Source organism: Francisella sciaenopsi (genome assembly GCF_045862875.1).
GTDB lineage: Bacteria > Pseudomonadota > Gammaproteobacteria > Francisellales > Francisellaceae > Francisella > Francisella sciaenopsi.
In genome coordinates, this window is the sequence record NZ_BTHG01000003.1 from 191598 (window position 1) to 217657 (window position 26060).

Consider the following 26060-nt stretch of genomic DNA (forward strand, 5'->3'; position numbering starts at 1 on the left):
TTTGTATATGCTAACTATATTATTATAATCAAGGTTTTTTTGCTATGATGACTTTACAAGAAGAAAAAATTCAAGCACCTGTTTTTTTTAAAGAATATATTGATGGGCGAATTATCCTTAATATTGGTGAGTATAATCATCCTTTGATTTTATCCTCTACAGAGGTGTTAGAATATCAAGATAAAATTAGTGATATTAACAGCATTAATCAAGGTCATCTTGATCTTGTGTTATCAACAAGTCCAGAGATCATCATTATTGGTACAGGGAAAAAACAATTATTACCTCCAATAGAAATAATTAATCAGCTTGCAAAGGCTAATAGAAGTGTTGATTTTATGGCAAGTGATACTGCTTGTAAGACATATAATTTACTTGTTAATGAAAATCGTAGTGTCAGTTGTATTATCATTTGATAAACAGTTGTTTATTTAACAGTAATTAGTGTTATAATCGATCGTGAATGTATAACTTATATGGGAGTGGTTTATATGAAAAAAATAATCAAACTAAGTCTTTTATCTTTGTCAGTTGCAGGTCTTGCTAGTTGTTCTACAGTGTCAGGTGATAAGCCTGCTGCTCAAGATCAAGCAGCGCAAGCTTCAGATGCAACAGCTGTTCAAGCTTCTACGAGCATAGCACCTACGGCTAAGATCAAGCTAAAGAAAACTAACCAAGATGATATTAAAGCTACGGTCTATACTACTTACAATAATAATCCTCAAGGAAGTGTAAGATTACAATGGCAAGCTCCGGAAGGATCTAAGTGTCATGATACTAGCTTCCCTATTACTAAGTATGCTGAGAAGAATGATAAAACTTGGGCTACTGTGGAAATTAAACAGGGTAATAAGTATTGTAGTGGTAAATGGACAGCAAACGTTCTTTTTGATAAGCAAGTAATTGCTTCTGATTCAATCACTGTATAGTCATCCTGAAAATTAACGGAACTCTTTTAAAAATCTACTCTTAAATTTAGAAAATCAGATTATTATTAAGTGGCACTTTTTGCTATACTTTATTATTCAGGAATAATGATGGTAATAAGTTTTATGAAAAAGGTTTTAATAGCATCTGTGGTATTGTCAGCAGTATTAAGTCTTAGTTCTTGTGGATCTAGTACTGCAGAACAAATCCAACAGCTTCAGCAGTTACAAAAACAATTGAGTGAACAAGCGTCTCAGAATCTTGCTAATATCGATAGTCTACAAACTAAAATAGCCAAGTATAGGTTACAAGCAGATGATTTACAGAAAGAATCAGATAAATTAGGTAGTGATATCGATGATCTCAAGAAAGCGTATAGTAACTTTAGTGATCCAAATAATGATAGTGCAATAGCTGTTAATAAAGAACTAGTACAAAAGACTCTTCAAAAAGCTAAAATTGATGAGAAAATAAATGAGTATCGAACTCTTGCAAATGGATATCAATCGCAGATAAATAATCTAAAAGCTACTTCGCAAACTCAAGCAAACCAAGCATCTAAAATAGCTCAACAAATTGTAGAGCTTCAGTCTAAATCAAAATAATATATATATTTGTTATCTTGAGTTGTTAATCTTCTTTACTTAAGGTGTCTAGCTGATAAAATATATGTTTATAAGACTATACAGATAAACTTAATATATGAAAAATAATCTATCAACTTTATTAATTTGCTTAATTTCTTTAATGGCCTTGATGCTAACAGCTTGTGCTTCAGATACAGAAAAATTAGCTGAGTTACAAAAAAATCAGCAACAAATACAGCAGCAGACAGTAGTCCTCCAGGAAGAAATAGCTAAGGTTCAGCAGAAAGCTGATAAATATGAGAAACTCTCTAATAAATATAAGAGTTTATTGGATGAGCAGCAGCAAGAAATTGATAAGATGGAGGCTCAGCACGCTAAACTTAGTAAAGAGAATACAGCTGAAGCATTAGCTAAAAAACAAGAATTAAAAGCACAGTTAATGAAATCTGCCCAAGATTCTGTACATATTCAAAAAAGACTTAAACGCTATACTAAAAAAGCATCTATTTATAGAGAAAAATCTCAGAAGTTAGAAGAACAAACAAAGCAAACTCAAGATAATCTTGAGCAAACAAATCAAGAAATTCAACAACTTAAAGATAAGATAGTCGTTGAGCAAAAAGGAAACTAAAAAGTAATGGATAAGAATATAATGAAAAAGATTTTACTATTAACTTTAATAACAGCAGGTTTAGCTGGATGTAGTACATATAACTCATTTGTTGATAAGTTGTATAGTTCGGATGATTCAATACAAGTTAATCCTGATGATAATCTTGATAATCCTGATCAAGAAGATCTTCAAGATAGTTCAGAAGATAAGCCAACAGCCACTTTGAACTTGAACTATCAATCAGAGTCTCATGAAATTGAGGCAAAGATAATAACCAATTGGAATGGTGCACCACAAGGCACTATTTATTTAACATGGAGAGCACCTAAAGATACTAACTGCTATAGTACATCTTTCCCTATTACAAAGTTTAAAGATGTTCAAGACTATACTGTAGACAATCAGAGTGTTCTTAGTGATGATAAGGTTTGTGATGGTACTTGGACTGCTACTGTTGTTAATAAATCTGATAATTCAGAACTCGCTAAGTCTTCAATTGAGATTAAATAAATTTTTCTAGTACTTTCAAATACTACAATATTTCTTATTAACATGAATTCCTAACACGAGAATTAATTGTGAAAAACTTTGTCAAAAAGATTAATTATAACGACTGTATATTTTATTTTCTTGCTATTTCACTATTTTGGGTATTTTTAATGCCTTTTATGAAATATACCCCACTAAATTTAGTACCAGTGTCATCAGGGGGTAAGATTACTCATTATTTTAATGATACTTTTAGTGCGAACATTTATCTGTTTTTAGATAGATATTATATTTTTTTTTATACGCTTTGTATTGCTAGTGTCGCTATTTTGCTAAATAAGCAAAGTTTTTCTAAACTTATACAAGTATTTTTGAGCTTTGGCAATCTAGTAAGATATTCAATCTTCATGTTTTTTATATTCGGCATTGTATCTTCGGCTTTTGCTATTTCTCCTTCAATTGCATTTAAAGGTGTTAGCGTAACATTTTTACAATTTATATGCGTATTGTTTATTGCAGGTTATGTGAGAGATAATTTTAAGTCTATACAATATTTTTATGTGATTATATTACTCTCTTTAATTTTCTTCGGAGGAGCATTATTTTTACAGCTATCATTGGCTAATTATTCGGTCTATGGAGCTGTAGTTGCTGGTAGCATCCAAAAAGTTTTATTGTTCATATATAACTGTCTAAATCCAAGATTTTTGGATAATTACTTTAGTTGGTTTTTACCTTTGTTATTATTACCATGGTTTATTGATTTAAGACCTATTTACAAGATAGGTTCTTTTATAGCATTAACTATAGTTTGGTTTGTATTGATAAATCATGCTTTTAGAACAATATTTGCTGAGTATATTGTAATAATACCTTTGCTTTTTATTTTTGCTCGTAAGTATTTTAAGATAGTTGTCTTGATACTTAGCTTAACTTTGGTTTGTGGAGGTTTACTAGACTTGTTCTATACTCATTTTATATCAGCGGTTGATAATACTAATATTAAGTCATCAGCAGATCTTATTAGAGGAGGTTTTAGTGGTAGGATTCCTCTATGGAATGAAGCATTCTGGATAGGTGTAGAACATCCTCTTACTGGAGTAGGGCAATGGAATTACCTTGCAATTACTAAGCGACCAGATGGATATCCTCATAATTTATTACTAGAAATATGGTCACAATGGGGTATTCCAGCTTTTATTGCTGCGATTATAGTTATTATTACAGCGGTTAAAAATTTACTTAAAAAACGTATAGATATTTGTGTTAACCCTTATCACTGTATGTTTGTGATGATGCTAACAGCTGGAATGATAGATGGCATGTTAAATGCTATGTTTAAAACATCGCTAGGATTATTTGGTTGTGTGTTTGTATTTGGCTTTTGCGTATCTATTTTTGTAAAACAATCTAAGCAGAATACTGATGTGTCAGTTGTAAGCTATATAGTAGTTGGAACATTAATATTTGCTAGTATATTTTGTATAACAATATTACCTCTTATATTTCCACCTATGTGGATATGAGCTAGTTATTCTAAAATTGTAGACTCAAATTTCAACTTTTAACTTATAAACTTTAAAGATACTAGAGAAACTTAGTATGCATGATGTGTGGTTACTAATATTTAAATAGAAACTTTTAGATAGCAAAATGTTATTATTTGTTTTCTTCCCAAGGTACAGCGTAATCACATTCTGTATTTGGGCATGCTTTTTGTTCACCATCTTTTTTAGTTGTTTTATGTAAAAGTATTGGTGATTTACATTTTGGACATTCTTCTTTTATTGGTGGATACCAGTAAGCATTTTTACATTTAGGGAAGCCTGAGCAAGCATAAAATACTTTGCCTTTGCGAGATTTTTTCTCAACAATGTGATTTTTATTGCACTTAGGGCATACTACACCGGTATCTTTAGGTTTTTCGAGAGGTTCCATGTGTTTACATGTTGGGTAATTAGAACAGCCAATAAACTTACCATAACGTCCTTGCTTGATGTGTAGATCAGATTCGCACTCTGGGCATTTTCTACCTTCGACAATAGTAGGTTCTTCTTTTTCTATTTCTTTACCATCATTATCAATGCGACGAGTGTATTTACAGGTAGGGTAGTTTGTACAACCAATAAATCTACCATTTTTACCTAAGCGAGATGATAATTTACTACCACATTCAGGGCAGTCTTCATCAAGTTCCTCTTGGATTACATCTTTACGAGATACATCTTCAGAAATTTTGTTAATTCTCTCAATGAAAGGCTTCCAGAAGCTATTTAATACGGTTAGATAGTCATTTTTATGATTAGCGATTTCATCAAGTTCTTTTTCTAGTCCTGCAGTATAAGAATACTCAACATATTTTTTAAAATACTCGGTTAAGAATTTATTTACAATACGACCTTTGTCAGTAGGTATAAAGCGACGTTTATCAACCTCTACATAGTCTCTTTGTTGTAATGTTGAAATGATAGTGGCGTACGTCGATGGTCTGCCAATACCATGTTTTTCTAAAGCTTTAACTAAAGATGCTTCGGTGTAACGAGGAGGAGGTTCAGTTGAGTGAGCCTTTATTATGATATCACTTAATGGTATTTTTTCACCTTTTTCAAACTTCGGTAAAGTTTGCTCATCATCAGAATCTTTTTCATCTTCATCTTTTTCAACATTATAGATTTTTAAAAATCCTGCATCGACAATGACAGTTCCCGTAACTCTGAATTTGTGCTTTGTGTTTTCTGTGATTAAATCAACAGAGGTGCTATTTAATGTTGCATGCTTCATTTGGCAAGCAATAGTTCTATTATATATTAGGCTATACAGTTTAAACTCGTCTGAGGTTAAGTGTTGCTTGATTGATTCAGGAGTTCTATTTGCTGCTGTTACACGGATAGCTTCATGAGCTTCTTGAGCATTTTGTGACTTCTTGCCAAAAATTCTAGGCTTAGATGGTAGCATGTCCTTATCAAATTTAGACTCAATAAAGTTTCTTATGTCATTTAGAGCATCATTAGATAGGTTGGTTGAGTCTGTTCTCATATAAGATATAAGACCTACAGATTCACCATTACCAAGATCAATACCTTCATAAAGCTTCTGAGCTGTAGACATTGTTCTTTTAGCAGTGAAGCCTAATTTTTTTGAAGCTTCTTGTTGGAGTGTTGATGTTATAAAAGGAGGGTAAGGGTTCCTTCTAGTTTTCTTTTCTGTGATTCCTTCAACTATCAAAAATCCGTTTGCATCTTTAACAATGGTAGATTTAGCTTTGTCAGCATCTTTTTCAGCAGTAAAAGTAAATTGTTCTACTTTAGAGTTATTAAACTCTATTAAATTTGCGAATATTTGTTTTTGTTTAAAAACATCAGCAGTTAGACTCCAGTAGTCTTGTTTTATAAAGTTTTCACGCTCTATTTCACGCTCAACGATCATTCTCAAAGCGGGGCTTTGGACTCTTCCTGCTGATAATCCACTAGTTATTTTGCGCCATAGCAAAGGCGATAAATTAAAACCAACTAGAAAGTCTAATGCTTGACGAGCTTTTTGAGCATTAACTAAATCCATAGAGAGTTCTTTTGGATTCTCTATAGCATTTGTTACGGCTGATTTTGTAATCTCATTAAATGTGACACGATAAACATTTTTATCTTTTAGTAAGCGTGCATTTTTGAGTACTTCTTGTACATGCCAAGATATTGCTTCTCCTTCCCTATCTGGGTCGGTAGCAAGATATATGTTTTCAGCATTTTTTGCAGATTTTTTGATTGCATCTAAATGTTTCTTGCTTTTTTCACTTGTTGTAAATTTGATTTTAAAGTCATCATTTACATCAATAGAGGTATCTTTAGAAGGTATTTCTCTAACATGTCCAAATGATGCTAAAATATCAAAATCGTTACCAAGATATTTTTTTATAGTCTTCGTTTTGGCTGGTGACTCTACAATTACTAAATTTTTTGCCATTTTTAACCTTTGAAATAATTTTGTATAAAAAGAGTATTTCTGTGAATACTCGCAAGTGAATTAATAAAATATAAGAAAACAGTCAGCTTATCAATAGTTAATGTATAAAAGTTGGTTTTATAGCAAGCAAATATAGACTATAATTTCTTGAGTACTCTATATAATAAGTTAATTTATATATTTTAAGGTTTTTTTAAAATGAATCAAAAATGTGCAAAAGTTGTGTCTTTGTTGCAACAAAAAGGTGGCTCAGGAAAAACAACAACGGCAATTAATATTGCGTGTGGTCTAAAAGAGCAAGGCTACAAGGTTGCTATAGTTGATATGGATAAAGATAAACCAGATGCATACATGTGGATGACAAAAAACAATGATACTAGTGATTTTGTTTATAACCTTGATGAGAAAAATGTAAGAGAAAAAGTTATGGAATTAAAACAAAATTTAGATTTTGTTGTTATTGATACGCCACCTAATTTCCAAACAGCGGCTCTAAAGTCAGCACTGCTGTCTGACTTAGTAGTTATACCGTGTTCTCCAAGTGGTATGGATTTGTCAGGTTTGATAGAAGCTAAAGATTTAGCGTTAACGGCTGAGAAGCCATACAAGTTTTTTGCTAATAGAGTGCAAATGCAATCAAATATGGCAAAGAGCTTACTAGAATTTTTTGAAGAAGATGGGAATTTCTTTGAAGCTTATGTCTCTCAAAGTGTTAAGTTCATTGAGGCTGAAGCTGAAGGAGTATATGTTGGTGATTATGCGAAACAAAGCAAAGTACATATTCAGGTTAAAAAACTCGCTAGAGAAATAATAGAGTTTTTTGGAGAAGAAAAATAATGGTTAAGAAAGTTTCTTTAATGAACCGTAAAACTAATCCTAAAATTCATGACGCAGTAGCCCAAGAAAAAAAAGATATTCTTAGGGCTATGCAATTACAGGAGCTCAGTGATCAAGCAAGCAAAGTAGGTCAACTTTTTGAATTGCCTTTGAGTCTTGTTAAACCTGATGCTAATCAGCCAAGAAAGACATTTAAGAATATTGATTCTCTTGCGGAAAGTATTCGAGAAAATGGCATTATTCAGCCAATTATTGTTACTGCTAAAAAAGATGATGGAGTACATCATATAATTGCTGGAGAAAGAAGATATTTAGCAAGTCAAAAAGCAGGTTTGACAACTATACCGTGTATTGTAAGACAAGAAGAGTCTGATGCTAGTATTATCTTATTACAGCTTTTAGAAAATGATCAAAGAGAGAATGTATCACCATTTGAAGAGGCTGATGCATTAAGAGATTTGATTGAAAATAAGAATGTTAAAAAATCTGATATAGCCAAAGTCCTAGGTCGAGATAATAGTTGGATATCGATGCGTCTAAAAATAGCAGATGCTGAAGATAACATTCGTGAATTATCAAATAAAGGCATTATTGAAGATGTAAGAACTTTATATGAACTTAAAAAGTTCGCAGAAGAGATACCCAAAGGTGCTCAACAGTTTATTCAAAAAGCTTTAGAAAATAAAATATCAGGATCATATCGTAGTGCTATCACTAGATATAGAGATAACTGGAAGCGTAAAGCTGAGATATTAGATAGTGAAAAGATCAATGTGATTAATATCAAGAATATTTCTAAAGATGGTAATCTTCTGATAATAAAGGGTGCCAGAGGGGATTCAAAGAATCATAGCTATACTTTTGAGATAACAGAAGAATTTAAAAAAATATTATTTGATGCATTAATAAGTTAATAAAATTAAGATGAAAATAGCAATATTACAAACAGACCATATTCCAGAGCATCGACGAGGGGTTGCAGGTGGTAATTACCCTGAGATGTTTGCTAATCTTTTTTTTAAATTGTCTGTGGTTGTTGATTTTGATATTTATGATGTAACTATCCAAGAATATCCAGAGAATTATGATATTTATGATGGTTTTATTATTACAGGTAGTAAGGCTACTGCTTTTGATAATCTTGGGTGGATTATTAAGTTAAAAGCTGAAATAAAGAGGCTTTACGAACAGAATAGAAAGATTATAGGTATCTGTTTTGGACATCAAATTTTAGCTCAAGCCCTTGGTGGAAGAGTAGAGAGAGGTCCTAAGGGATTTGCAGTAGGTGTACGTAATGTTGAGGTTCTTTTAAAGAAAGCATGGATGAGTCCGTTTCATAACTATCTAAGTTTATTATTTTATCATCAAGATATGATAGTTGAGCTACCTAAGGATGCTGAACTTATAAGCACAAGTGATTATTGTAAGGTTCAAATGTTTTGCATCAATAATCATATTTTAGGGATACAGGCTCATCCTGAGATGCTAAAAGTACATAATCATGCTCTTATAAAAGAATACCAAGATGATATAAAAAATGAATTTCATCATGCTTTAGAAAGTTTAAGAATTAGGGATAATAGTTTAATAATAGCCCACTGGATGGCTAATTTTTTTGAGTATAAGGATTAGGTATGCAACAAATAGGTAGAATTGTAGTCTTTGGTGATAGCCTTTTAGATAATGGTAATATTATGAAGACATTAGATATACCAGGTAAACCATATCATGATGGCAGATTTTCAAATGGGCTTGTTTCAACAGAGGTTTTGGCTGAAATCTTGGCTAAAGATCAAAAAATGCAAGAAATTAAACATAAGAATTATGCAATAGGTGGGGCATTGACCCATGGAGCTAATCCTTCATCTCTATTACGTTATCACTCGTTTGCAGTATCTGATCAAGTTGCTAGATTTGAGAATGAAGAAGGGCGCTTTGCTGCTGATGATTTGGTTATTGTCAATGGTGGAGCAAATAACTTCATGTTTATGGTATATAATGAAATACCATATATAAATCTAATGCCAAAATTTAGAGTGGCTAGAGACTTAAATAAAATTGTCCGTAAAGTTATAAAAATGGGTGCTAAAAATATAATCTTGTGGAATATTCCAGATGTAACTAGAGCGCCTGGATACAAAGAGTATCTTTCTAACTGGGTTGGTAAATTTTTTAAGTCATATTTGAAAACTAATGTAAATTTGCAAAATGGATTATTAAGAAATCGTGTGGCAGAGCTTCAAATGCTTTTTCCAAGTGTTAATCTTAAGCTTTTTGACTTTTTTACCTTATTAAATGATTGTATTGATTCTCCAAGAAAATATGGATTTGAAAATGTTACTGATGCTTGTATTGATAGTTATGGGGGTGCGGATTCTTTGGGTAATATTCAATATGATATAGACATACTTGGAGACCCTGAGAAATATTTATGCTGGGACTATTGTCATCCCACTGCGAAGGCTAATAGAGTTGTGGCAAATAAAATGCTAGAGTTGTGGAAGCATGATATCTAATTTTTACCCTTTAAATCCAGTTGCCACAACGTAGAATTCTCTTGATTTGGGTTTTGATGATTTGGGCTTGAATTGAACTACCTTATTGAAAGATTCTCTCACTAATTTAAGATACTCGTCACTTCCTTGACCTTGAAAAACCTTTGCAACAAAAGAGCCATTTTTATTAAGATTCGTAGTTGCAAAGTCTAGAGCAAGTTCAAGAAGATAAATTGATCTTGCCTGATCAGAGGTTTTGTTTCCACTTAGGTTTGGGGCCATATCAGATATTACACAGTCAATCTTGTTGTTATTTATAAGTTGATTTAGCTTTTCGTAAGTTTCATCACTAGAAAAGTCTCCCTGGATAAACTCGACACCAGCAATAGGAGTCATTTCAAGTAAATCAAGAGCAATAAGTTTACCATTATTGCCTATAAACTTTATTACTTGTTCTGACCACCCTCCTGGAGCAGCTCCAAGATCAACTATAAACATATTTTGTTTGAATAAGTTATATTTATCTTGTATTTCAAGAATTTTGAAACTAGCCCTGCTTCGATAGCCAAGTTTATTGGCTTGAGCTACATAGTAATCAGAAGTATGCTCTTGAATCCATTTCTTAGTACTAGAACCTTTAGACATAGTTATCTTAGAATTTTTTCTTTATATTGTATGAATATTTTATAGATAAATAAAGTATGCTGATGGATATTGTTTTTATGTATATCAAAAGCTTATAAAACAGATGTTTTAGAGTTATAATTAATTTACTAGGATTCTCATGTTTTGAGTTTAGTATGTATAGAAAAATATTTGTGGTCTGTTTAATAGGTTTGTCTATGGCCTCTTGTACTATAAAAGAAGATATTCAAGACAATATTGATCACTATGATAAATTAACTAGGTATAGTAAAACTAAAGAGGTTAGTTATGCTAAGTATACAAATGATATTGATGGTATTAGATTTTTAGTTGCAAACTATCCGGATCAAGTTATTCGTTTAGATGGTAAAGATTTTGATGACAGATATAAGAAGTTAGTAGAGTATCTTAAAGATAATGGCTATACAGTTATGATAAATGAGAAGCTGCCTCAAACAGCTACTGTTATTGCTGAACTTAATAAGCCTCTTCCTGATATGAAGTATATGGGAGTTATAATGGAGCAAGATTCAAAAATGGGTCAAACTGTATATAGTATCTCTTATGGAGGTAATGAGTTTAAAGCTCGACAATTCTATACGAACTATAAGAAAACGCTATGACTTTTTAGTAAATAATGAGGCAAAGATGAGAAGTATTACTCCACATGTTATTGCTGAATCAGCTATATTAAAAGATGGCCAGTGGTAATTACCAATATGAAAATCTAAAAAGTCTATGACATAACCTTGAAAAGCTCGATCATAGAAGTTACCCAGTGCCCCTCCTAATATAAGCGAGAAAGAAATCAAGTTAAGTTTGGCACTAGTTGGTTGTTTGATAATTAGATATATAAGTATGATCGCTGCGATTAATGAAATAGTGGCAAACATAATCATTTGCCATGATGTTTGATCATTACTTAGTAAGCTAAATGCCGCGCCATGATTGTATAATAAAGTAAAATTAAAGAAGCTAGTCACTTTAACAGGTTGGGCAAATTCTAATTGCGTATTGGCCAAATATTTTGAGTATAGATCAGCAATTATAATAGCAATTGCCAAAATAAAATATTTAAGCTTAGGTTTAAGCGAATTCACGTGACTCTCCGTCTTCAGTAGTAATATTTTCAACGCAACGACTGCAGATATCTTGATATTCTTGATTTTGGCCTACAGTAGCACTACGATGCCAACATCTTTCACATTTTGGCTCTTCAATCTTATTAACTTCAATATTTAGACCAGTGATATTTGATTCAATAGAGTTAGCTGTTTTTTCTTCAATAGTTCTCAGACTTACTTTTGATGATATCAGTAAAAATCTCAGTTCATTGCCAAGCTTCTCTAGAAGTTTATAATTATCATTATCTGCATATATGATAATTTCTGCTTCTAATGATGCTTTAATTACATCTTCATTTCTTTTAATCTCAAGTATTCTATTGACTTCTGAGCGTATTTCTTGAATTTTTGCCCAGAATTCTAGATTTAACTCATCCTGATCATTAAATGATTTTAGATCAGTATACCATTCACAAAGTTGAATAGGTAAATCAGTTGTTTTTGGCGTAGCTTCCCAGATTTCATCAGCTGTATATGAAAGTATAGGAGACATCCATCTTACTAGAGCATGTACTATATGATATATGGCAGTCTGAGCTGATTTACGTGGATGACCATCTGCTTTTGCAGTATATTGTCTATCTTTGATAATATCTAGATAGAAACTACCCATTTCAATAGAGCAAAAATGGTGGATTAATTGAGCTACAGTATGAGTTTGATATTTATCGTAAGCTTCAATTATTTTGTCTTGGAATTCTTTTGTTTTAGCTATTGCCCATTGATCTAATTTGACTAGTTTGTCAAACTCAATAATATCTGTTTCTGGATTAAAGCCTTCTAGGTTTGATAATAAGAATCTAGCAGTATTGCGTAATCTACGATAGGTATCAGCAGTTCTTTTTAGAATCTGATCAGAAACAGCCATTTCGCTCTTGTAATCAGTAGATGCTGTCCATAGACGAAGTATATCTGCACCTAGGGTATTATAAATATCTTGAGGTGAAGTTACATTGCCTAGAGATTTAGACATTTTACGTCCATGCTCGTCAACCACAAAGCCATGGGTGAAAACTTCCTTGTAAGGCTTGCTACCTTTAGCAGACATAGCCACTAATAGTGATGTTTGGAACCAGCCACGATGTTGATCAGACCCTTCTAAATACAAATCAGCAGGGTAGCTTAAACTTTTGTCTATATCTAAAATACACATGCTTGATGAACCAGAGTCAAACCATACATCTAATGTGTCTTTTACACGTTTATATGTATCTGTCTCAGCTATGAACTCATTATCATCAGCATTAAACCATGCCTCAATACCACCTTTTTCTATCTTTTGAGCTACTTTGTGAAGTATTTCAATAGTGTCAGGGTGTAGTTCTTCAGTTTCTCTGTGGATAAATAATGGTAATGGTACGCCCCATGTTCTTTGACGAGATATGCACCAATCTGGTCTATCTTTAATCATACCCTCTATACGAGCTTGTCCCCAACTAGGAGCCCAGCTAGTTTCTTTAATTGCTTCTATAGCCTTTTCTCGTAAACCTTCTTTTTCCATGCTAATAAACCATTGAGGTGTAGCTCTGAATATCAAAGGAGTTTTATGGCGCCAGCAATGAGGATAGCTATGTTTAAGTTTATCAAAGTTCATTAGACGCTTTTTCTCGCCAAGAAGTTCAATAACTCTATCATTTGCTTTAAATACAAACTCACCAGCAAATAGTTTAGTATTTTCACTATAGCAGCCATTGCCTTTTACAAAAATCTCCATGGATAAATCATGCTCTTTCCCGAGAGTGAAATCTTCAACACCGTGAGTAGGCGCTGTATGAACCATCCCCGTACCTGAATCATCAGTTACATGGTCACCATGTAAGATAGGTACATGGCGGCTATAGAAAGGATGCTCTGCAATAATATCGATTAGTTTATCTCCGCTTGTGCTAGCTATAACCTGAGAGTTTTCAATAGCATATCTTTTGAGTGTTTGTTCCACTAAATTCTCTGCCAAAATAATGTAGAAGTCCTCAATTTTAATTAGACTATAGTTAAGTTGATTATTAACTGCGATTGCTTGGTTGGCTGGTAATGTCCATGGGGTAGTTGTCCAAATTATTGCAAAAGCATCATGGCTTAAAGACTGTAGATTAAAAGCTTTAGCAAGTTTTTCTTTCTCTTTGATTTTGAACTTTACATCAATTGCTGGTGAGATTTTATCTTTGTATTCGACTTCAGCTTCAGCAAGTGCTGATCCGCAGTCAGTACACCAGTGAACAGGTTTAAATCCTTTTGTTAAATGCTTGTTCTCAATTATTTTAGCTAATGTTCTAATCATATTAGCTTCGTAGCTAAAGTCCATAGTCAAATAAGGCTGTTCCCACTGACCTAATACACCAAGTCTCTTAAAGTCTTTCTTTTGTATTTCTACTTGTTGTTTTGCATATTTACGGCACTCTTTTCTAAAAGCATCATCAGATATTTTCTGACCAGCTTTGCCGTGTTTCTTTTCGACTTGTAATTCTATTGGTAAGCCATGACAATCCCAAGTTGGAATATAAGGAGCATCAAAGCCGCTCAATGTTTTCGATTTGACGATTATATCTTTTAGAATTTTATTAACAGCATGCCCAACATGTATGCTCCCATTAGCATACGGAGGACCATCATGTAATACAAATTTATCGCGACCAGCAAAATGCTCTCTAATTTTCTTATAAATACCTTGTTTTTCCCATTTGTTGAGGATCATTGGTTCTTTGTTAGCTAAGTTACCTTTCATTGAGAAAGAAGTTTGGGGAAGATTTAAGGTGTCTTTATAGTCACTCATTTGGATTCCTTAGGTATTTAAATAAGTTATGTTTGAAATTAAAATTACTTAAGCTCAAATTATAAAGTACAAAGATGATTATGTTAATAGATAAATTGCATAAAAAAACATAGATAGTAACTAGTTTGTTTGATGGTTCTTTTTATAGAGGATAATCATTATTGAATAAATAAGTATAGAGCAGTATAGAGCATTGCCATGAAAATTTTTAAAAGCTAAAGCTCCAATAAAAGAACCTGTTAAAAAAGATAATATTAATATTATGTATAGTTTAAGTTTCCATGTGGCAATTTTTCTATTTTTTATTTTATAAGCAATAAGTAGCCCTAAGTCCGTAGTCGTTCCTGTCATGTGAGTGGTTCTAATTATTGCCGAGCCATAGTATGTTGTCATAGCATTTTGTAATCCCATTGTCATAGCAAGAATATATTCACAGTAGCTTAGATGTGAATTTAAAAATAAAATGGCAATAAGGACTAAAAGTAGTTGTAATATTAAGTTGGTGGGGTAGCTGTAGTCTTGGTTGTAATGAGGACTTTTTATGATTAATCCACTAATTATAGTACCTACTAAAAAAAAGATAACCAGCAAGATCATTCTTGCAAATATTAAAAACTCTCCATTAGATAAAAATACACCAGCATAAGTTAAATTACCTGTTACATAACCTACTGAGTTTTGTAGAAAACTTATTAGTGTTGCTGCATTGATATAACCACCATTAAAGGGTAGAAGTACAGCTGATAAGTATATCCATGATGTTGGTTGAGAAATAGAGTTTTTCATTTGATATCTTAGTTTATAATTATTTTATTTGTTATCTAGTCAAAGAAATTAAATTAGTTATATTTTAGACTAAAAGAAAAATTTGTGTGATTAATTGAAGAAATATTTTTTTGCAATCTCGACATCTTTATATATTTGGGTTTTTAGTTCATCAAAAGAGTTGAATTTTTTTTCAGGTCGGATGAAATCAATAATTTCGGTTGTTATATGTTTGCCATATATAAATTCATCAAAATTAAAAATATGTGTTTCTAAAAGATTATTTTTACCATCTATTGTAGGTCTAGTTCCAGCATTACTAATACCAAAAAATACTTGATCATCTATATAAATTTTTGATAAGTATACTCCTTTAAGGACAGAGTTCTTTAGGAGTTTCTGGTTAACAGTAGGAAACCCAATTTTTCTACCATTTTTTTGCCCATGTAAAACTCTTGAATTAATTTTTAGTGAGCTACCTATTAGTTTGTTGGCTTGTTCAATATCGTGTTCAGCAATAGCTTGACGAATTTGGCTACTACTTATACGATGGTTATCAAGATTTAGAGTAGAAATTCTATCTACAGTGAAGTCATGAGTTAGGGAGTATTGTTTTAGTAAAGTGTAATCGCCAATCCGATTTCTACCGAATTTAAAATCATCGCCTACTATGATGTGCTTAGTATTTAATTTTCTAACAAGAAACTCTTCAATGAATTCTTTTGCTTCAATATCTGCAAACCTTTGATTAAATTTATGACAAATTATATGTTCGATTCCCATTTTGTTGAGATTGATAACCTTATTTCTAAAGTCATATATTCTTGTAGGAGCTATTTCCTTCAGAAAAAATTCTTTAGGTAGAGGTTCAAAAAACATAATATAAGGTACTAGATCATTTTCTTTAGCGATAGATATAAGCTTTTGTATAATAGCCTGATGCCCTAAATGAACACCATCAAATGATCCTATAGCTACAGCTTTAGCTAAAGAATTATTAGTTTTGTTTAAGTTTGTAATAATTTTCATTATAAAAAAGAAGGTTTAAAGCTATTTTATTTAGGAGTATAATAGCGTATAGTATTCATTTTTTGTTGAAAAAAAGCAACTACTGATAGATACTTATCTGTTAGATATTTGGGTTATTGTGTAGTACAAATTTTATTGAGTGGTTTAGTCATGGCAGGTGAAAAAAGAATTAGAAAATTAAGAAATAAAATTGGTAAGGTTTTTGCGATTGAAACAAATCTTACTGGTAGGCAGTTGTTAAATAACCGTGTTTTAAACAAAGATGTTGCCTTCAGTCAAGAAGAAAGAATTGCTTTTGACCTTATTGGTTATCTTCCTGAGAAGGTTGAGAGTCTTAATGAGCAAGCAGCTAGAGTAAGGAGGCAGTTAAAGCTTAAGCCAAATGCACTAGAGAAGTATGTTTTTTTGAATAGGTTGCATGATCTAAACACAACTCTTTTTTATCATTTTATTAGAGAAAATCTTGAAGAAATAATGCCGATTATATATACACCTACAGTGGGTGAGGCGGTACAAAAGTATAGCAGCTCATTTAGGAAGCAAAGTGGACTTTTCTTATCTATAAGTCACAAAAAACACATTGCTAAGATTTTAGAAAGATATGAGTATAATAGTATTGATTTAGTGCTTGTTACAGATGGCGAAGCTGTTCTTGGTATAGGCGATCAAGGTATCGGTGGTATGAATATTAGCATTGGTAAGATCATGGTGTATGTTGCTGCTAGTGGTATAGATCCAGCAAGAGTTTTACCTGTTCAGCTTGATATGGGGACGAATAACGATTCTTTGCTGAATGCACAAGGTTACTTGGGTATTAGATTACCTAGAGTTTCAGGTGAGACTTATGATGAGTTCATTGATGAGTTTGTAACTCAAGTTAAAGCAAGATTCCCTAATGTCTTCTTGCATTGGGAAGATCTAGGACGTGATAATGCTACTCGTATTCTTGAGAAATATAAAGATAAACTATGTACATTTAATGATGATATAGAAGGTACAGGTATTGTTGCTGCTGCAAACTGTATTGCAGCTGTTAAGACAGCAAATGGCAAAAGAATAGCAGCAGGGGAATTAACAGTTGAAGAAGCTCTAAGCAGTATATGTGATATCAAAATAGTTGTATTTGGTGCCGGAAGTGCGGGTTGCGGTATTGCAAGACAGCTTGCAGATGTAATATCAGATAGAGCGGGAGTCTCTATAGAGGAAGCTATGAAAAGTATTTATCTAGTTGATAGATACGGTTTGATTTGCGATAAATTAAGAGCTAAGAGAATTACACCAGAGCAAAAACCTTTTGTTAAATCTAGTGAAGAGATTGATAGTTGGAAAGTTGAAGATCCAAACTACATAACACTAGAAGAGGCAGTTAAAAATACTAAGTGTGATATTTTAATTGGAACGTCTGGTCAACCAGGATCGTTTACTGAAGAGATTATTAAAACAATGGCTAAAAATAATAATTATCCAATTATTATGCCTTTGTCTAATCCTACATCACTATGTGAAGCATTACCTGAAGATATTATTAAATGGACAGAAGGTAGAGCATTAATAGCTGCAGGCAGCCCGTTCCCAGATGTTACTTTTAATGGTTGTCAGTATCGTATATCTCAGGGTAATAATGCGTTTATATTCCCTGGTTTAGGCCTAGGGTCTGTCGCAGTGCACGCTAGAGTACTAACTAAAGGTATGATTAGAGCAGCTTGCTATAGGTTGAGTGAGTTGTCACCGATGGTTATCAATGAAGATATAACTCAACCATTACTTGCTAAGATATCTGACTTGGTAGTGGTAACGAAGGAAATAACAAAAGCAGTAGCTAAGCAGGCTATTTTGGAAAATGTCCATGGTGTAGATGTTGATCTAGAAGACCTTACTGAAAATGAATTTGATAGTGAAGTAGAGAGATTAATTAATCTCTCTTCGTGGACGCCAACATACGCTCCATATATGCCTATCTAAATTTGATAAACACTATCTGATTTTGATGCACAAAAATTGTTGAAACTAGCTATTAAATTATGCTATTCTCAAAAAGATTTTTCTGTGTCGCTGATTAAATTTTTTAGAGGAAGATTCGTTGTGGTAAGTAAATTGAAAAAAACTTGTATGTTGGTTGGCAGCTTACTAGCTTGCTATGGTTATGCTTATTCTGAAGATTCTCCTCAAGTAGTTTCACAGGGTGGGCCTTTAGGAGCAACAAGTATTGGAGATCAAAGCCTTGGTCAAGCGTCACAAGGTAGTACAAATTCAGCTTCTGGCACAACAAATTCTTCGCAGCAGTCTAGTGGTAATATTAATGAAAGAGAATTACTGCTAAGTTTACAAAGACAAGTTCAGCAGCTTCAAGGTCAGTTGCAGCAATTAAAGTCACAAGATGAAGGTGGCTTAAAGAATACATCTAATGGGAAGTCATCATTCACAACTTATAGTTCGAAAGTTGATGGTAATCAAGGCCCTGCTTCTCTTGGTGGTAATGGTGAGAGTAGGGATTTAAGTAGAGCTTTGGTGTCAAATAGTAATCCGTCTGACATTATGCAGAATGTAAGTGCTAGTGATTCAATTGTTAATTTAGGTGATCAACCTGCTGGAGGTATTTTCAGCTCAAATGGTGGTATTGACGTCGGTGGCGGTCCTGCAATTACAACACAGGGTCAGGTAACTTATTTGGGTTCATATTCTGGTAACAACAGTATTCCTATAGGGATGATATCTTCTAACCTTTTTGCATCTACATTATTAGGTCAAAGAGAGAAATTTGATGATTACTCAGTATTTTTTGGAGGAAAGATAGAAGCAGATGCCCAAGCTTGGTGGGGTAGTGGTATATCTAAATGGGATTCTAGTAATAATGCACTTTCTAGTAATGGGCAGAATATATACCTAACCGCAGCAAATCTATATTTCTTATCAAATTTAGGCCACTATGTAACAGCTCAGTTTGATTTTGATACAGATGAATCAGGAAGCTTTGGTTTGGGTAATGCTTTTGTTATATTCGGTAATCTTGATACATCACCATTCTTTGTTACAGCTGGTAGAAATAAACTAACAGTTGGTTCTTATGGTGGTGGTGGTGCTTGGGTAGGTGGTGTGACAGGTTTCTTACAACCGGGATCACCTACCAACGTTTCTCTAAACTATAAAGATAGTGTATGGAACGCTGCGGTAGCTGTATTTGGTTCAGATGATAAGCATGCTAACTTTTCGACGGGTTTATTTTATGCAGATAGTTGGACACCGAATTTGGGAGCTGGTTTTAACATTGGTTATGTGTATAATATTGCAGGTGCTCGAAATAGCAATATTAGTAACTCGTTAGATCGTCTTGGGCGTGCTGGAGATACTGTAGGAGCTCTGAACGTTGATGGAAACTTAGCTTATAGTGTTTGGGGTGGTATTATCAACATGGGCGCTGGTTGGGCAAGCACAACTAACGCCGAAGAGTTCAATGGCATAGGTACAGGTAATGTACTGGCTGGAGCGTGGTATGGAGCACTTAACTATGCTGCTATGCTTGGAGGTAGAAATACTAACTTTGGTGTGACCTACGGTCAGACTTATAATGCTACACTTATTCCTATGAGTACTGCTAATGCTTCGCCTGCATTTGGTCAAACGGCCACCGGTATCAAAGAGCAGCTTGTTTTCTCAGCTCAGAGAGCATATTTTGATGATAATGTTCTGTTCGGTCCAGAGTGGGCTTACCAAAGGCTATATAGTGGCGAGCATATGAATACTCTTACTCTCGATATGGTAGTATACGTATAAAATATTTTTATGAATGTTTAAGAAAAATATATATGCTTTAGTATTTATATCATTATTTTTTAATGCATCTTATGCTAGTAATCAACAGTCACAACTGGATCAGCAACAGCAGTTGAGTCAGCAAGAGGTTGAGCAACTTGCTAATCAAATTAAATCATTACAAGTTGAAATTAATAACTTAAATAAACAAGAAAGTAGTGAAGTTGCTATTGGATTGGGTTCCCAACAAAAAAATACGAATGTTGAATTTGGTGATTTTGATAAAAATGTAAGAGTTAGAGAGCAATATCTGCAAGAACAAATGGTTATCGGAGCCCCCGTTAATAGCGATCAGGTCGATGTCGGTGATCAAATTAAGATTACTACACAAGGTGAAGTTACTTATGTGGGTTCATTCTCAAGTAATAACACCGTACCAATTGGACAGTTACCTAGTAACCTTTTTGCATCAAGTATTCTTAGACAAAGAGCTTTCTTTGATGATTATGCGATTTTTTTCGGTGGATTTATTCAAGCAGATGCCCAGGCATGGAATGGTAGTAATATAACAACAAGATCTGGCGGAACCTTTAATGGTAATGGCGAGAATATATACTTAACTAGTGCGACATTATATTTCTTAGCAAATCTTGGTCATTATGTAACCGCCAATATGGATTTTGTTGCCGATCAGAACAATAACTATGATCTCCAGGATGGTTTTGTCATTTTTGGTAATCTTGATACAACACCGATATTTGTATCTGTTGGTAAATATAGACCTTCTGTTGGATCATACGGTGGTGGTGGACCGTGGACAAATAGTATCACTGCTAATATGTTTAGACCCAATAGGGTAACCAATGCTGCTGTTAACTATCGTGGAGATACATCAAATGCTAACATTACGCTTTTTGATGCGGAGAATCATGCTACTTTTTCATTAGCATATTTTGATGCTGTAAAAATTGAAAATCTAGCACAAATTGGTTTTAATTTGGGCTATATGCATGATATTAGAGGTGCTAGTAGTCGATTTAATTTTATAAATAGTCGTGTAGGCGAGTTTAATATTGATACGGCAGCAAGTTTTCAGAGTATACCTTTTTTACCTGGTAGTCTAAATCTTGGTGCTGGTTGGGCTACGACTACGACACAAAGTACACAGTATAATGGCTATAGTAATGCCTATGCAGGAGCATTTACAGTACAGGCAGCTTATACTATGAAATTGTTTGGTAAGGGACAAAATATTAACGCCAGCTATGGACACTCATATAATGCTGATAATATACCTATGCCATTGTCAGCAGGCGTAGGAACATTCAAGACAGCTTCAGGTATTAAAGATCAAATACTAATATCTACTCAAAGATCTCTGTTTGATGATAATGTTTTGGTTGGTCCAGAGTATTCTTGGCAAAGCTTATATAATGGTCAAAAGATGAATACATTTACTATAGATTTATCTGTATATGTTTAATATAAGCTTTAGCTTTATAAAAAACGATAAATAGAGTAAGATTGGTTATAAATTTATAATATTTAAGATAATAGAATAATTATGTCTTTTTTAGTTGCAATAGTCGGTAGAGCCAATGTTGGTAAGTCTACACTTTTTAATGTTTTAACAAACTCTCGAGATGCATTAGTTTTTGATTTTGAGGGGGTAACTCGTGATCGTCAATATGGTCAAGCTAAATATGATGACTTAGATTATTTGGTAGTTGATACAGGTGGTATATCAGATCAAGATGCTGGCTTTGATGAGTTTATGGCAAAACAGTCGCAGATGGCTATAGATGAAGCAAATCTTGTTTTCTTTGTCGTTGATGGTAGGTCAGGTTTGACATCTGGAGATGAGTATGTCGCGAATCTTTTGCGTCAAAAGGACAAAAGAGTTGTTGTCGTTGTAAACAAAGTTGACGGTGTTGAAGAAGAATCAGCAATGGCAGAATTTTATGAGCTAGGATTTGATAAGGTTTTTGCAATATCAGCAGCTCACAGAAGAAATACTCAAAAGTTACTTGATAAGTTTCTTAAGAAGCCTTTGAATGGGTTTTATCAAGATTATACGCAAACACAAGAACATAAAGAACAACTTCGTCACGGTATACATTTCTCACTTATTGGACGTCCTAATGTGGGTAAATCTACTCTTACAAATAGGATGCTTGGAGAAGAACGGGTTGTAGTTTTTGATATGCCTGGTACTACTATTGATAGTGTTAGTATTCCATTTGAGCGCCATGGACATAAATATACTATCGTAGATACAGCAGGTGTACGTAAAAGAGGTAAGGTCAAGCAAACTCTAGAGAAATTCTCAGTGATTAAAACTTTACAGGCCATACAAGACTCAAATGTTGTAGTTGCAGTAGTAGATGCTAGAGAAGGAATTTCAGATCAGGATTTAAGTTTGATACATTTTGCTATCAAGAATGGTAGAGCACTTGTGTTAGCTATAAATAAGTGGGATGGTATGACTGAGGAAGATCGTAATCAAGTCAAACAGGACTTGAAGCGAAAATTATTTTTCTTAGAGGACTATGTTGATATTCACTTTATTTCAGCATTGCATGGCACCAATGTTGGTCATGTATTTGAGTCTATAGATACAGCATATGCTTGTGCGAATAAAAAAATAACTACAGCAGATGCAACTCGTCTGATGCAACTTGCGGTAGAGGCACATTCACCACCAATGGTTGGCAAATTTAGAATCAAACTGAAGTACGCTCATGTGGGTGGGCATAATCCTCCAGTTATTGTTATACATGGTAATCAAGTTAATAGGTTGCCTAACTCTTATAAGAGATATTTAGAAAATTTCTTTAGAGAGGCTTTAGATTTTCGTGGTACTCCTATAGTATTTGAATTTAAGCAGTCAGAAAATCCTTTTGCAGATAGAAAAAATAAGAGAACAAAAGATGAAGGCAGTAAGAGTAAAAAAACTAAATAAAATTGCTGATGAAATAACGATTAATATTAGTGGTGCAAAAAATGCTCTTCTGCATTTGATCTTTGCAGCTTTGATTCCTGATACTAAAACCAAATTCTCTAATGTACCCACAACTCTTTTGGACTATAAAGGAGCTAAAGAAATATTAGAAAATGTTGGTGCAAATGTTGTTGAGAAAGGAGAGTGTGTAACTATTGATACTAATCCCATCTCAAATGAGCCATTAGAGCTATGTGGTGAGATGACATCTAAAACTAGATGTTCATTAATGTTGTTGGGCTCTATGCTGAAGAAAAAAGGCCGTGTAAGGATTGGTTTTCCTGGGGGATGTAGCTTTAGTGAGAAGCGACCGTTTGATATCCATCTTAATGGATTAGAGGCTCTAGGAGCTGAGGTTAAATTAGCTGATGATTATATAGATGTTATCTATAAAGAAGAAAAAGATGCTGAGTTTAAGATGCCTTTTCCTTCTGTCGGAGCAACTATGAATTTAGTCATGTATGCTGTTATAGGTAGCTCAGAAGTTGTGCTTGAGAATGTTGCATTAGAGCCGGAAGTTGTTACTTTAATTGATTATCTAAATCAGTGTGGAGCTAATATTTATTTTGATACTGATAGTAGAAAAATTAGAATTATAGGTGTATCGAGATTATCAGGGTGTGAATTTGAGATAATCTTTGATCGAATCCAAGCTATGACTTATGCTGCTATGGCATATCTGTACAAAACAAATGTTACAATCACAAATATTAATACTCCTGATACTTATAGTATAGAAAAGCCTCTTGAGAAGCTTACTAGTATAGGAGCCAAATGGGAGTATGATCAGTCTAGTCGTAGTATTAAGTTTTTTGGTAAAGATAGTTCTATAAAAGGTGATGATATAATTGCAGCTCCTTTTCCGCACTTTCCTACCGATTTACAGCCAATATATGCAGTTATGCTATTTATGGCAAATAGCTCAAGTACTATTCAGGATACTGTATATCCTGAGCGAATTAATTATGTGTATCAAATTCGTAAGATGGGTTTTAATATTTCAATAGACAATAATCTAATAAAGATTAATCCTATAAATGATTTGAGAAATATACGTCCTGCTGTAATGAGTGTCAAAGACTTGCGTGCGGGCATGGCTTGTTTGATGGCGGGTTCGTTGTTGAATGAGTTTTCGACTATTAATAATGCCCATCAAATTTTTAGAGGGTATAATAATCTTATAGAAAATATGTCTCATTTTATGCAGATTGAGATTTTGGATGATAATATTTAGGTAGCAAATGTTAGAGTATATATCTTTAGAGCAATATAATACATATCGTATTAAATCTTATGCTAAGCATGTTTATTTTCCAAGTAGTGAACAGGAATTGTTACGGATAATAGACAAGCATGATCAAGTATTTTTCCTTGGTAATGGTAGTAATATTATTTTCTCAAAAGAGTATTATGATGATGTTGCATTTGTGGTTTTTTGTAAGAATTTTAACTCTTACACTATTATGGGTAATTGTCTTGATGTACAGTCAGGTGCTTTGTTACAAGATCTTGCATTAGCAACATATCGAGCAGGTTTAAGTGGTATAGAGACTTTTTATGATGTTCCAGCTAGTGTGGGTGGTGCATTGATTATGAATGCAGGAGCTTATGGTGATGAAATATATACTTATGTCAAAAGTGTTACAGTTCTAGATCTTGAAACTAAACAAATAAAAAAATATCTCAAAGAAGATATAGAGTATGGTTATAGATATTCTATGTTTAAGTACCTCAAAAATATTTGTATATTATCAGCAGAGTTTGAGTTTGAACCGAAGTCTAAGCAAGATATTAAGGCAAAACTTGATGATATTTATTCACGCAGATTATTGAACTTACCTCAAAAACCAACTGCTGGCAGTGTGTTTAAAAGACCTCAAGCAAATGTACCTGTAGGTGTTATGGTCGAAGAGCTAGGGCTTAAGGGTAAACAAATTGGTGGTGCACAGATATCACCTAAACATGGTGGAATTATAGTTAATAACGATCATGCAACAGGTCTGGACGTATTACAACTTATAGAGTTTATAAAACAGCAGATTTTAGAACATTATAATATTGAATTGCACGAGGAACAAATCGTTATTTAGTATCTTTAGTTGAAAGCTCTTTTTTATATGTTTAATATCTAATATACTTTGCTTAGGAAAAATATTTTTAATTAATTATGAAAGTAAAGATTTTATCTTCTTTTGTTATGGTATCTTTATTTTTTGGTAGTTCTTTTGCTGATACTATTACAGCTAAAGCTAATCAAGCAGTTGATGTAGATACGAATGATAATCCATTACGAGATTATGCTCAAAAAACATCTATAAATATAGATTCAGCAATTAATACGGCATCTACATCATCAAATAATACTCAGATCAGTAAAACAAATCAGGCTAATGATAATGTTCCTAAGGCAAATGATTATGGAGATGCATTAAGTAGTCTAGTTGATACAAGCGATGATGATTACGATAAGCTAATTGCAGAGGCAAATGCTATTTTAGCGGATAGCACACCATCTGAAACTAAAAAAAAGATCGATGCTTTTAATAAAGAATTAGAAGAAAAATCCCGAAAAGAAAAGGATGAGTTTCTTAGAAGTACAGCAAGTAATACTTTGAGTAAAGCGAGCGATATAGTTAATAATAATCAAATGCAGAAAGTGGATCAGAAATTTGATAAATCCTATAATACATATTCAGAAAAATCATCAGGTGATTATATAAATGAAAATGTTAAAAACTATGATGAGGATTATAAGCCAAAAAACTATGATGGACTTCTTGAAAGTATCAGTACTCCTAAGGATATTGAAGAATCTTTCAATGATATAGATGAAGATGATAACGATAATTTCAAATATAAGCTAAAGGATGGTTATCCTATCGAACAGATAACTACAGTGGGATTATTAGATGGAGAACAAAAGCGCTATAAAAAATGTTTAATAATGAAGACTTATGGTGGTGGTACATGGAGAACGTATTGTCAGCCTCTTAAACAACCTACCAAATGTCCTGATTATGACTGGCAACAGTTGTCATCTATGTCTATTATGTATTGTTAAGCTTTTAGAA

24 protein-coding genes are annotated in these 26060 nt (G+C 33.1%); 18 read left to right on the top strand and 6 right to left on the bottom strand.

What is annotated here, in order from left to right:
- Positions 1-44: 44 nt before the first annotated feature.
- The 6 genes from ACKTR7_RS05155 to ACKTR7_RS05180 all read left to right on the top strand — a co-directional run bounded on the left by ACKTR7_RS05155 (position 45) and on the right by ACKTR7_RS05180 (position 4142).
- Positions 45-416: an Mth938-like domain-containing protein gene (locus ACKTR7_RS05155; RefSeq protein ID WP_407877315.1), complete on the top strand. Its 372-nt coding sequence runs from the start codon at positions 45-47 to the stop codon at positions 414-416.
- 75 nt (positions 417-491) lie between these two features.
- Entirely contained in the window at positions 492-929 is a 438-nt protein-coding gene (gene lpnA / locus ACKTR7_RS05160) for an outer member lipoprotein TUL4/LpnA (protein ID WP_407877316.1), read from the top strand.
- 123 nt (positions 930-1052) lie between these two features.
- Positions 1053-1532, top strand: coding sequence for a hypothetical protein (locus tag ACKTR7_RS05165; RefSeq protein ID WP_407877317.1), 480 nt, complete (start codon positions 1053-1055; stop codon positions 1530-1532).
- A gap of 97 nt (positions 1533-1629) precedes the next feature.
- The gene (locus ACKTR7_RS05170; RefSeq protein WP_407877318.1) at positions 1630-2145 is read left to right on the top strand and encodes a hypothetical protein; all 516 of its coding nucleotides are present in this window, start codon (positions 1630-1632) and stop codon (positions 2143-2145) included.
- A 21-nt stretch (positions 2146-2166) separates the two neighbouring features.
- Positions 2167-2637 carry a TUL4 family outer member lipoprotein LpnB gene (gene lpnB / locus ACKTR7_RS05175; protein ID WP_407877319.1) on the top strand — a complete coding sequence of 157 codons (471 nt, stop codon included), beginning with the start codon at positions 2167-2169 and terminating at the stop codon, positions 2635-2637.
- 149 nt (positions 2638-2786) lie between these two features.
- Entirely contained in the window at positions 2787-4142 is a 1356-nt protein-coding gene (locus ACKTR7_RS05180; RefSeq protein WP_407877320.1) for an O-antigen ligase family protein, read from the top strand.
- Positions 4143-4275: 133 nt separating this feature from the next.
- Here the strand turns inward: ACKTR7_RS05180 and topA are convergent, their stop codons facing one another.
- Positions 4276-6573, bottom strand: coding sequence for a type I DNA topoisomerase (topA, locus tag ACKTR7_RS05185; RefSeq protein WP_407877321.1), 2298 nt, complete (start codon positions 6571-6573; stop codon positions 4276-4278).
- Between the two features lie 198 nt (positions 6574-6771).
- Here topA and ACKTR7_RS05190 point away from each other — a divergent pair, with 198 nt between their 5' ends.
- The 4 genes from ACKTR7_RS05190 to ACKTR7_RS05205 are packed head-to-tail and all read left to right on the top strand — an operon-like array spanning position 6772 to position 9926.
- Positions 6772-7410, top strand: a complete 639-nt coding sequence (locus tag ACKTR7_RS05190) for a ParA family protein (RefSeq protein WP_407877322.1) — start codon at positions 6772-6774, stop codon at positions 7408-7410.
- Positions 7410-8324: a ParB/RepB/Spo0J family partition protein gene (locus ACKTR7_RS05195; RefSeq protein ID WP_407877323.1), complete on the top strand. Its 915-nt coding sequence runs from the start codon at positions 7410-7412 to the stop codon at positions 8322-8324. The genes ACKTR7_RS05190 and ACKTR7_RS05195 overlap by 1 nt, the downstream gene beginning before the upstream one ends.
- A 10-nt stretch (positions 8325-8334) precedes the next feature.
- On the top strand, positions 8335-9042 hold the full coding sequence (locus tag ACKTR7_RS05200; protein WP_044525685.1) for a glutamine amidotransferase-related protein: 708 nt from the start codon (positions 8335-8337) through the stop codon (positions 9040-9042).
- Between the two features lie 2 nt (positions 9043-9044).
- The gene (locus tag ACKTR7_RS05205) at positions 9045-9926 is read left to right on the top strand and encodes an SGNH/GDSL hydrolase family protein (RefSeq protein WP_407877324.1); all 882 of its coding nucleotides are present in this window, start codon (positions 9045-9047) and stop codon (positions 9924-9926) included.
- Between the two features lie 3 nt (positions 9927-9929).
- On the opposite strand, the gene rlmE is transcribed toward ACKTR7_RS05205, so the two are convergent.
- Entirely contained in the window at positions 9930-10550 is a 621-nt protein-coding gene (gene rlmE / locus ACKTR7_RS05210; protein ID WP_407877325.1) for a 23S rRNA (uridine(2552)-2'-O)-methyltransferase RlmE, read from the bottom strand.
- A 155-nt stretch (positions 10551-10705) separates the two neighbouring features.
- Between rlmE and ACKTR7_RS05215 the strand changes: the two genes are divergently transcribed.
- Positions 10706-11173, top strand: a complete 468-nt coding sequence (locus tag ACKTR7_RS05215) for a hypothetical protein (RefSeq protein ID WP_407877326.1) — start codon at positions 10706-10708, stop codon at positions 11171-11173.
- Here the strand turns inward: ACKTR7_RS05215 and lspA are convergent.
- The 4 genes from lspA to ribF form a co-directional block, all read right to left on the bottom strand.
- Complete coding sequence (gene lspA, locus ACKTR7_RS05220; RefSeq protein ID WP_407877327.1) at positions 11168-11650, bottom strand: signal peptidase II; 483 nt, start codon at positions 11648-11650, stop codon at positions 11168-11170. The genes ACKTR7_RS05215 and lspA overlap by 6 nt on opposite strands.
- A complete protein-coding gene (gene ileS / locus ACKTR7_RS05225) occupies positions 11637-14444 on the bottom strand; it encodes an isoleucine--tRNA ligase (RefSeq protein WP_407877328.1) in 2808 nt (935 codons plus the stop codon). The genes lspA and ileS overlap by 14 nt, the downstream gene beginning before the upstream one ends.
- Positions 14445-14564: 120 nt before the next feature.
- Positions 14565-15230 (bottom strand): YoaK family protein, encoded by a 666-nt coding sequence (locus ACKTR7_RS05230; protein ID WP_407877329.1) that lies wholly within the window; start codon positions 15228-15230, stop codon positions 14565-14567.
- Positions 15231-15320: 90 nt separating this feature from the next.
- On the bottom strand, positions 15321-16238 hold the full coding sequence (gene ribF / locus ACKTR7_RS05235) for a bifunctional riboflavin kinase/FAD synthetase (protein ID WP_407877330.1): 918 nt from the start codon (positions 16236-16238) through the stop codon (positions 15321-15323).
- Between the two features lie 150 nt (positions 16239-16388).
- Here ribF and ACKTR7_RS05240 point away from each other — a divergent pair, with 150 nt between their 5' ends.
- The 7 genes from ACKTR7_RS05240 to ACKTR7_RS05270 all read left to right on the top strand — a co-directional run bounded on the left by ACKTR7_RS05240 (position 16389) and on the right by ACKTR7_RS05270 (position 26050).
- Positions 16389-18200, top strand: coding sequence for an NAD-dependent malic enzyme (locus ACKTR7_RS05240; protein ID WP_407877331.1), 1812 nt, complete (start codon positions 16389-16391; stop codon positions 18198-18200).
- 120 nt (positions 18201-18320) lie between these two features.
- Positions 18321-20009 carry a DUF3573 domain-containing protein gene (locus ACKTR7_RS05245; RefSeq protein WP_407877332.1) on the top strand — a complete coding sequence of 563 codons (1689 nt, stop codon included), beginning with the start codon at positions 18321-18323 and terminating at the stop codon, positions 20007-20009.
- A 13-nt stretch (positions 20010-20022) separates the two neighbouring features.
- The gene (locus tag ACKTR7_RS05250) at positions 20023-21471 is read left to right on the top strand and encodes a DUF3573 domain-containing protein (RefSeq protein WP_407877333.1); all 1449 of its coding nucleotides are present in this window, start codon (positions 20023-20025) and stop codon (positions 21469-21471) included.
- An 81-nt stretch (positions 21472-21552) separates the two neighbouring features.
- Entirely contained in the window at positions 21553-22950 is a 1398-nt protein-coding gene (gene der, locus ACKTR7_RS05255; RefSeq protein WP_407877334.1) for a ribosome biogenesis GTPase Der, read from the top strand.
- Positions 22919-24223, top strand: a complete 1305-nt coding sequence (locus tag ACKTR7_RS05260; RefSeq protein ID WP_407877335.1) for a UDP-N-acetylglucosamine 1-carboxyvinyltransferase — start codon at positions 22919-22921, stop codon at positions 24221-24223. Before der ends, ACKTR7_RS05260 begins: the two co-directional genes overlap by 32 nt.
- Positions 24224-24230: 7 nt before the next feature.
- Positions 24231-25079: a UDP-N-acetylmuramate dehydrogenase gene (gene murB / locus ACKTR7_RS05265; protein ID WP_407877336.1), complete on the top strand. Its 849-nt coding sequence runs from the start codon at positions 24231-24233 to the stop codon at positions 25077-25079.
- Between the two features lie 77 nt (positions 25080-25156).
- Positions 25157-26050: a hypothetical protein gene (locus ACKTR7_RS05270; protein ID WP_407877337.1), complete on the top strand. Its 894-nt coding sequence runs from the start codon at positions 25157-25159 to the stop codon at positions 26048-26050.
- Positions 26051-26060: the final 10 nt, after the last annotated feature.

What these genes read in the sequence shown, in the direction of transcription:
- ACKTR7_RS05155 (WP_407877315.1), top strand. Translation starts at nt 45, where the DNA reads ATGATGACTTTACAAGAAGAAAAAATTCAAGCACCTGTTTTTTTTAAA.
- lpnA (WP_407877316.1), top strand. Translation starts at nt 492, where the DNA reads ATGAAAAAAATAATCAAACTAAGTCTTTTATCTTTGTCAGTTGCAGGT.
- ACKTR7_RS05165 (WP_407877317.1), top strand. Translation starts at nt 1,053, where the DNA reads ATGAAAAAGGTTTTAATAGCATCTGTGGTATTGTCAGCAGTATTAAGT.
- ACKTR7_RS05170 (WP_407877318.1), top strand. Translation starts at nt 1,630, where the DNA reads ATGAAAAATAATCTATCAACTTTATTAATTTGCTTAATTTCTTTAATG.
- lpnB (WP_407877319.1), top strand. Translation starts at nt 2,167, where the DNA reads ATGAAAAAGATTTTACTATTAACTTTAATAACAGCAGGTTTAGCTGGA.
- ACKTR7_RS05180 (WP_407877320.1), top strand. Translation starts at nt 2,787, where the DNA reads ATGCCTTTTATGAAATATACCCCACTAAATTTAGTACCAGTGTCATCA.
- topA (WP_407877321.1), bottom strand. Translation starts at nt 6,573, where the DNA reads ATGGCAAAAAATTTAGTAATTGTAGAGTCACCAGCCAAAACGAAGACT.
- ACKTR7_RS05190 (WP_407877322.1), top strand. Translation starts at nt 6,772, where the DNA reads ATGAATCAAAAATGTGCAAAAGTTGTGTCTTTGTTGCAACAAAAAGGT.
- ACKTR7_RS05195 (WP_407877323.1), top strand. Translation starts at nt 7,410, where the DNA reads ATGGTTAAGAAAGTTTCTTTAATGAACCGTAAAACTAATCCTAAAATT.
- ACKTR7_RS05200 (WP_044525685.1), top strand. Translation starts at nt 8,335, where the DNA reads ATGAAAATAGCAATATTACAAACAGACCATATTCCAGAGCATCGACGA.
- ACKTR7_RS05205 (WP_407877324.1), top strand. Translation starts at nt 9,045, where the DNA reads ATGCAACAAATAGGTAGAATTGTAGTCTTTGGTGATAGCCTTTTAGAT.
- rlmE (WP_407877325.1), bottom strand. Translation starts at nt 10,550, where the DNA reads ATGTCTAAAGGTTCTAGTACTAAGAAATGGATTCAAGAGCATACTTCT.
- ACKTR7_RS05215 (WP_407877326.1), top strand. Translation starts at nt 10,706, where the DNA reads ATGTATAGAAAAATATTTGTGGTCTGTTTAATAGGTTTGTCTATGGCC.
- ileS (WP_407877328.1), bottom strand. Translation starts at nt 14,444, where the DNA reads ATGAGTGACTATAAAGACACCTTAAATCTTCCCCAAACTTCTTTCTCA.
- ACKTR7_RS05230 (WP_407877329.1), bottom strand. Translation starts at nt 15,230, where the DNA reads ATGAAAAACTCTATTTCTCAACCAACATCATGGATATACTTATCAGCT.
- ribF (WP_407877330.1), bottom strand. Translation starts at nt 16,238, where the DNA reads ATGAAAATTATTACAAACTTAAACAAAACTAATAATTCTTTAGCTAAA.
- ACKTR7_RS05240 (WP_407877331.1), top strand. Translation starts at nt 16,389, where the DNA reads ATGGCAGGTGAAAAAAGAATTAGAAAATTAAGAAATAAAATTGGTAAG.
- ACKTR7_RS05250 (WP_407877333.1), top strand. Translation starts at nt 20,023, where the DNA reads ATGTTTAAGAAAAATATATATGCTTTAGTATTTATATCATTATTTTTT.
- der (WP_407877334.1), top strand. Translation starts at nt 21,553, where the DNA reads ATGTCTTTTTTAGTTGCAATAGTCGGTAGAGCCAATGTTGGTAAGTCT.
- ACKTR7_RS05260 (WP_407877335.1), top strand. Translation starts at nt 22,919, where the DNA reads ATGAAGGCAGTAAGAGTAAAAAAACTAAATAAAATTGCTGATGAAATA.
- murB (WP_407877336.1), top strand. Translation starts at nt 24,231, where the DNA reads ATGTTAGAGTATATATCTTTAGAGCAATATAATACATATCGTATTAAA.
- ACKTR7_RS05270 (WP_407877337.1), top strand. Translation starts at nt 25,157, where the DNA reads ATGAAAGTAAAGATTTTATCTTCTTTTGTTATGGTATCTTTATTTTTT.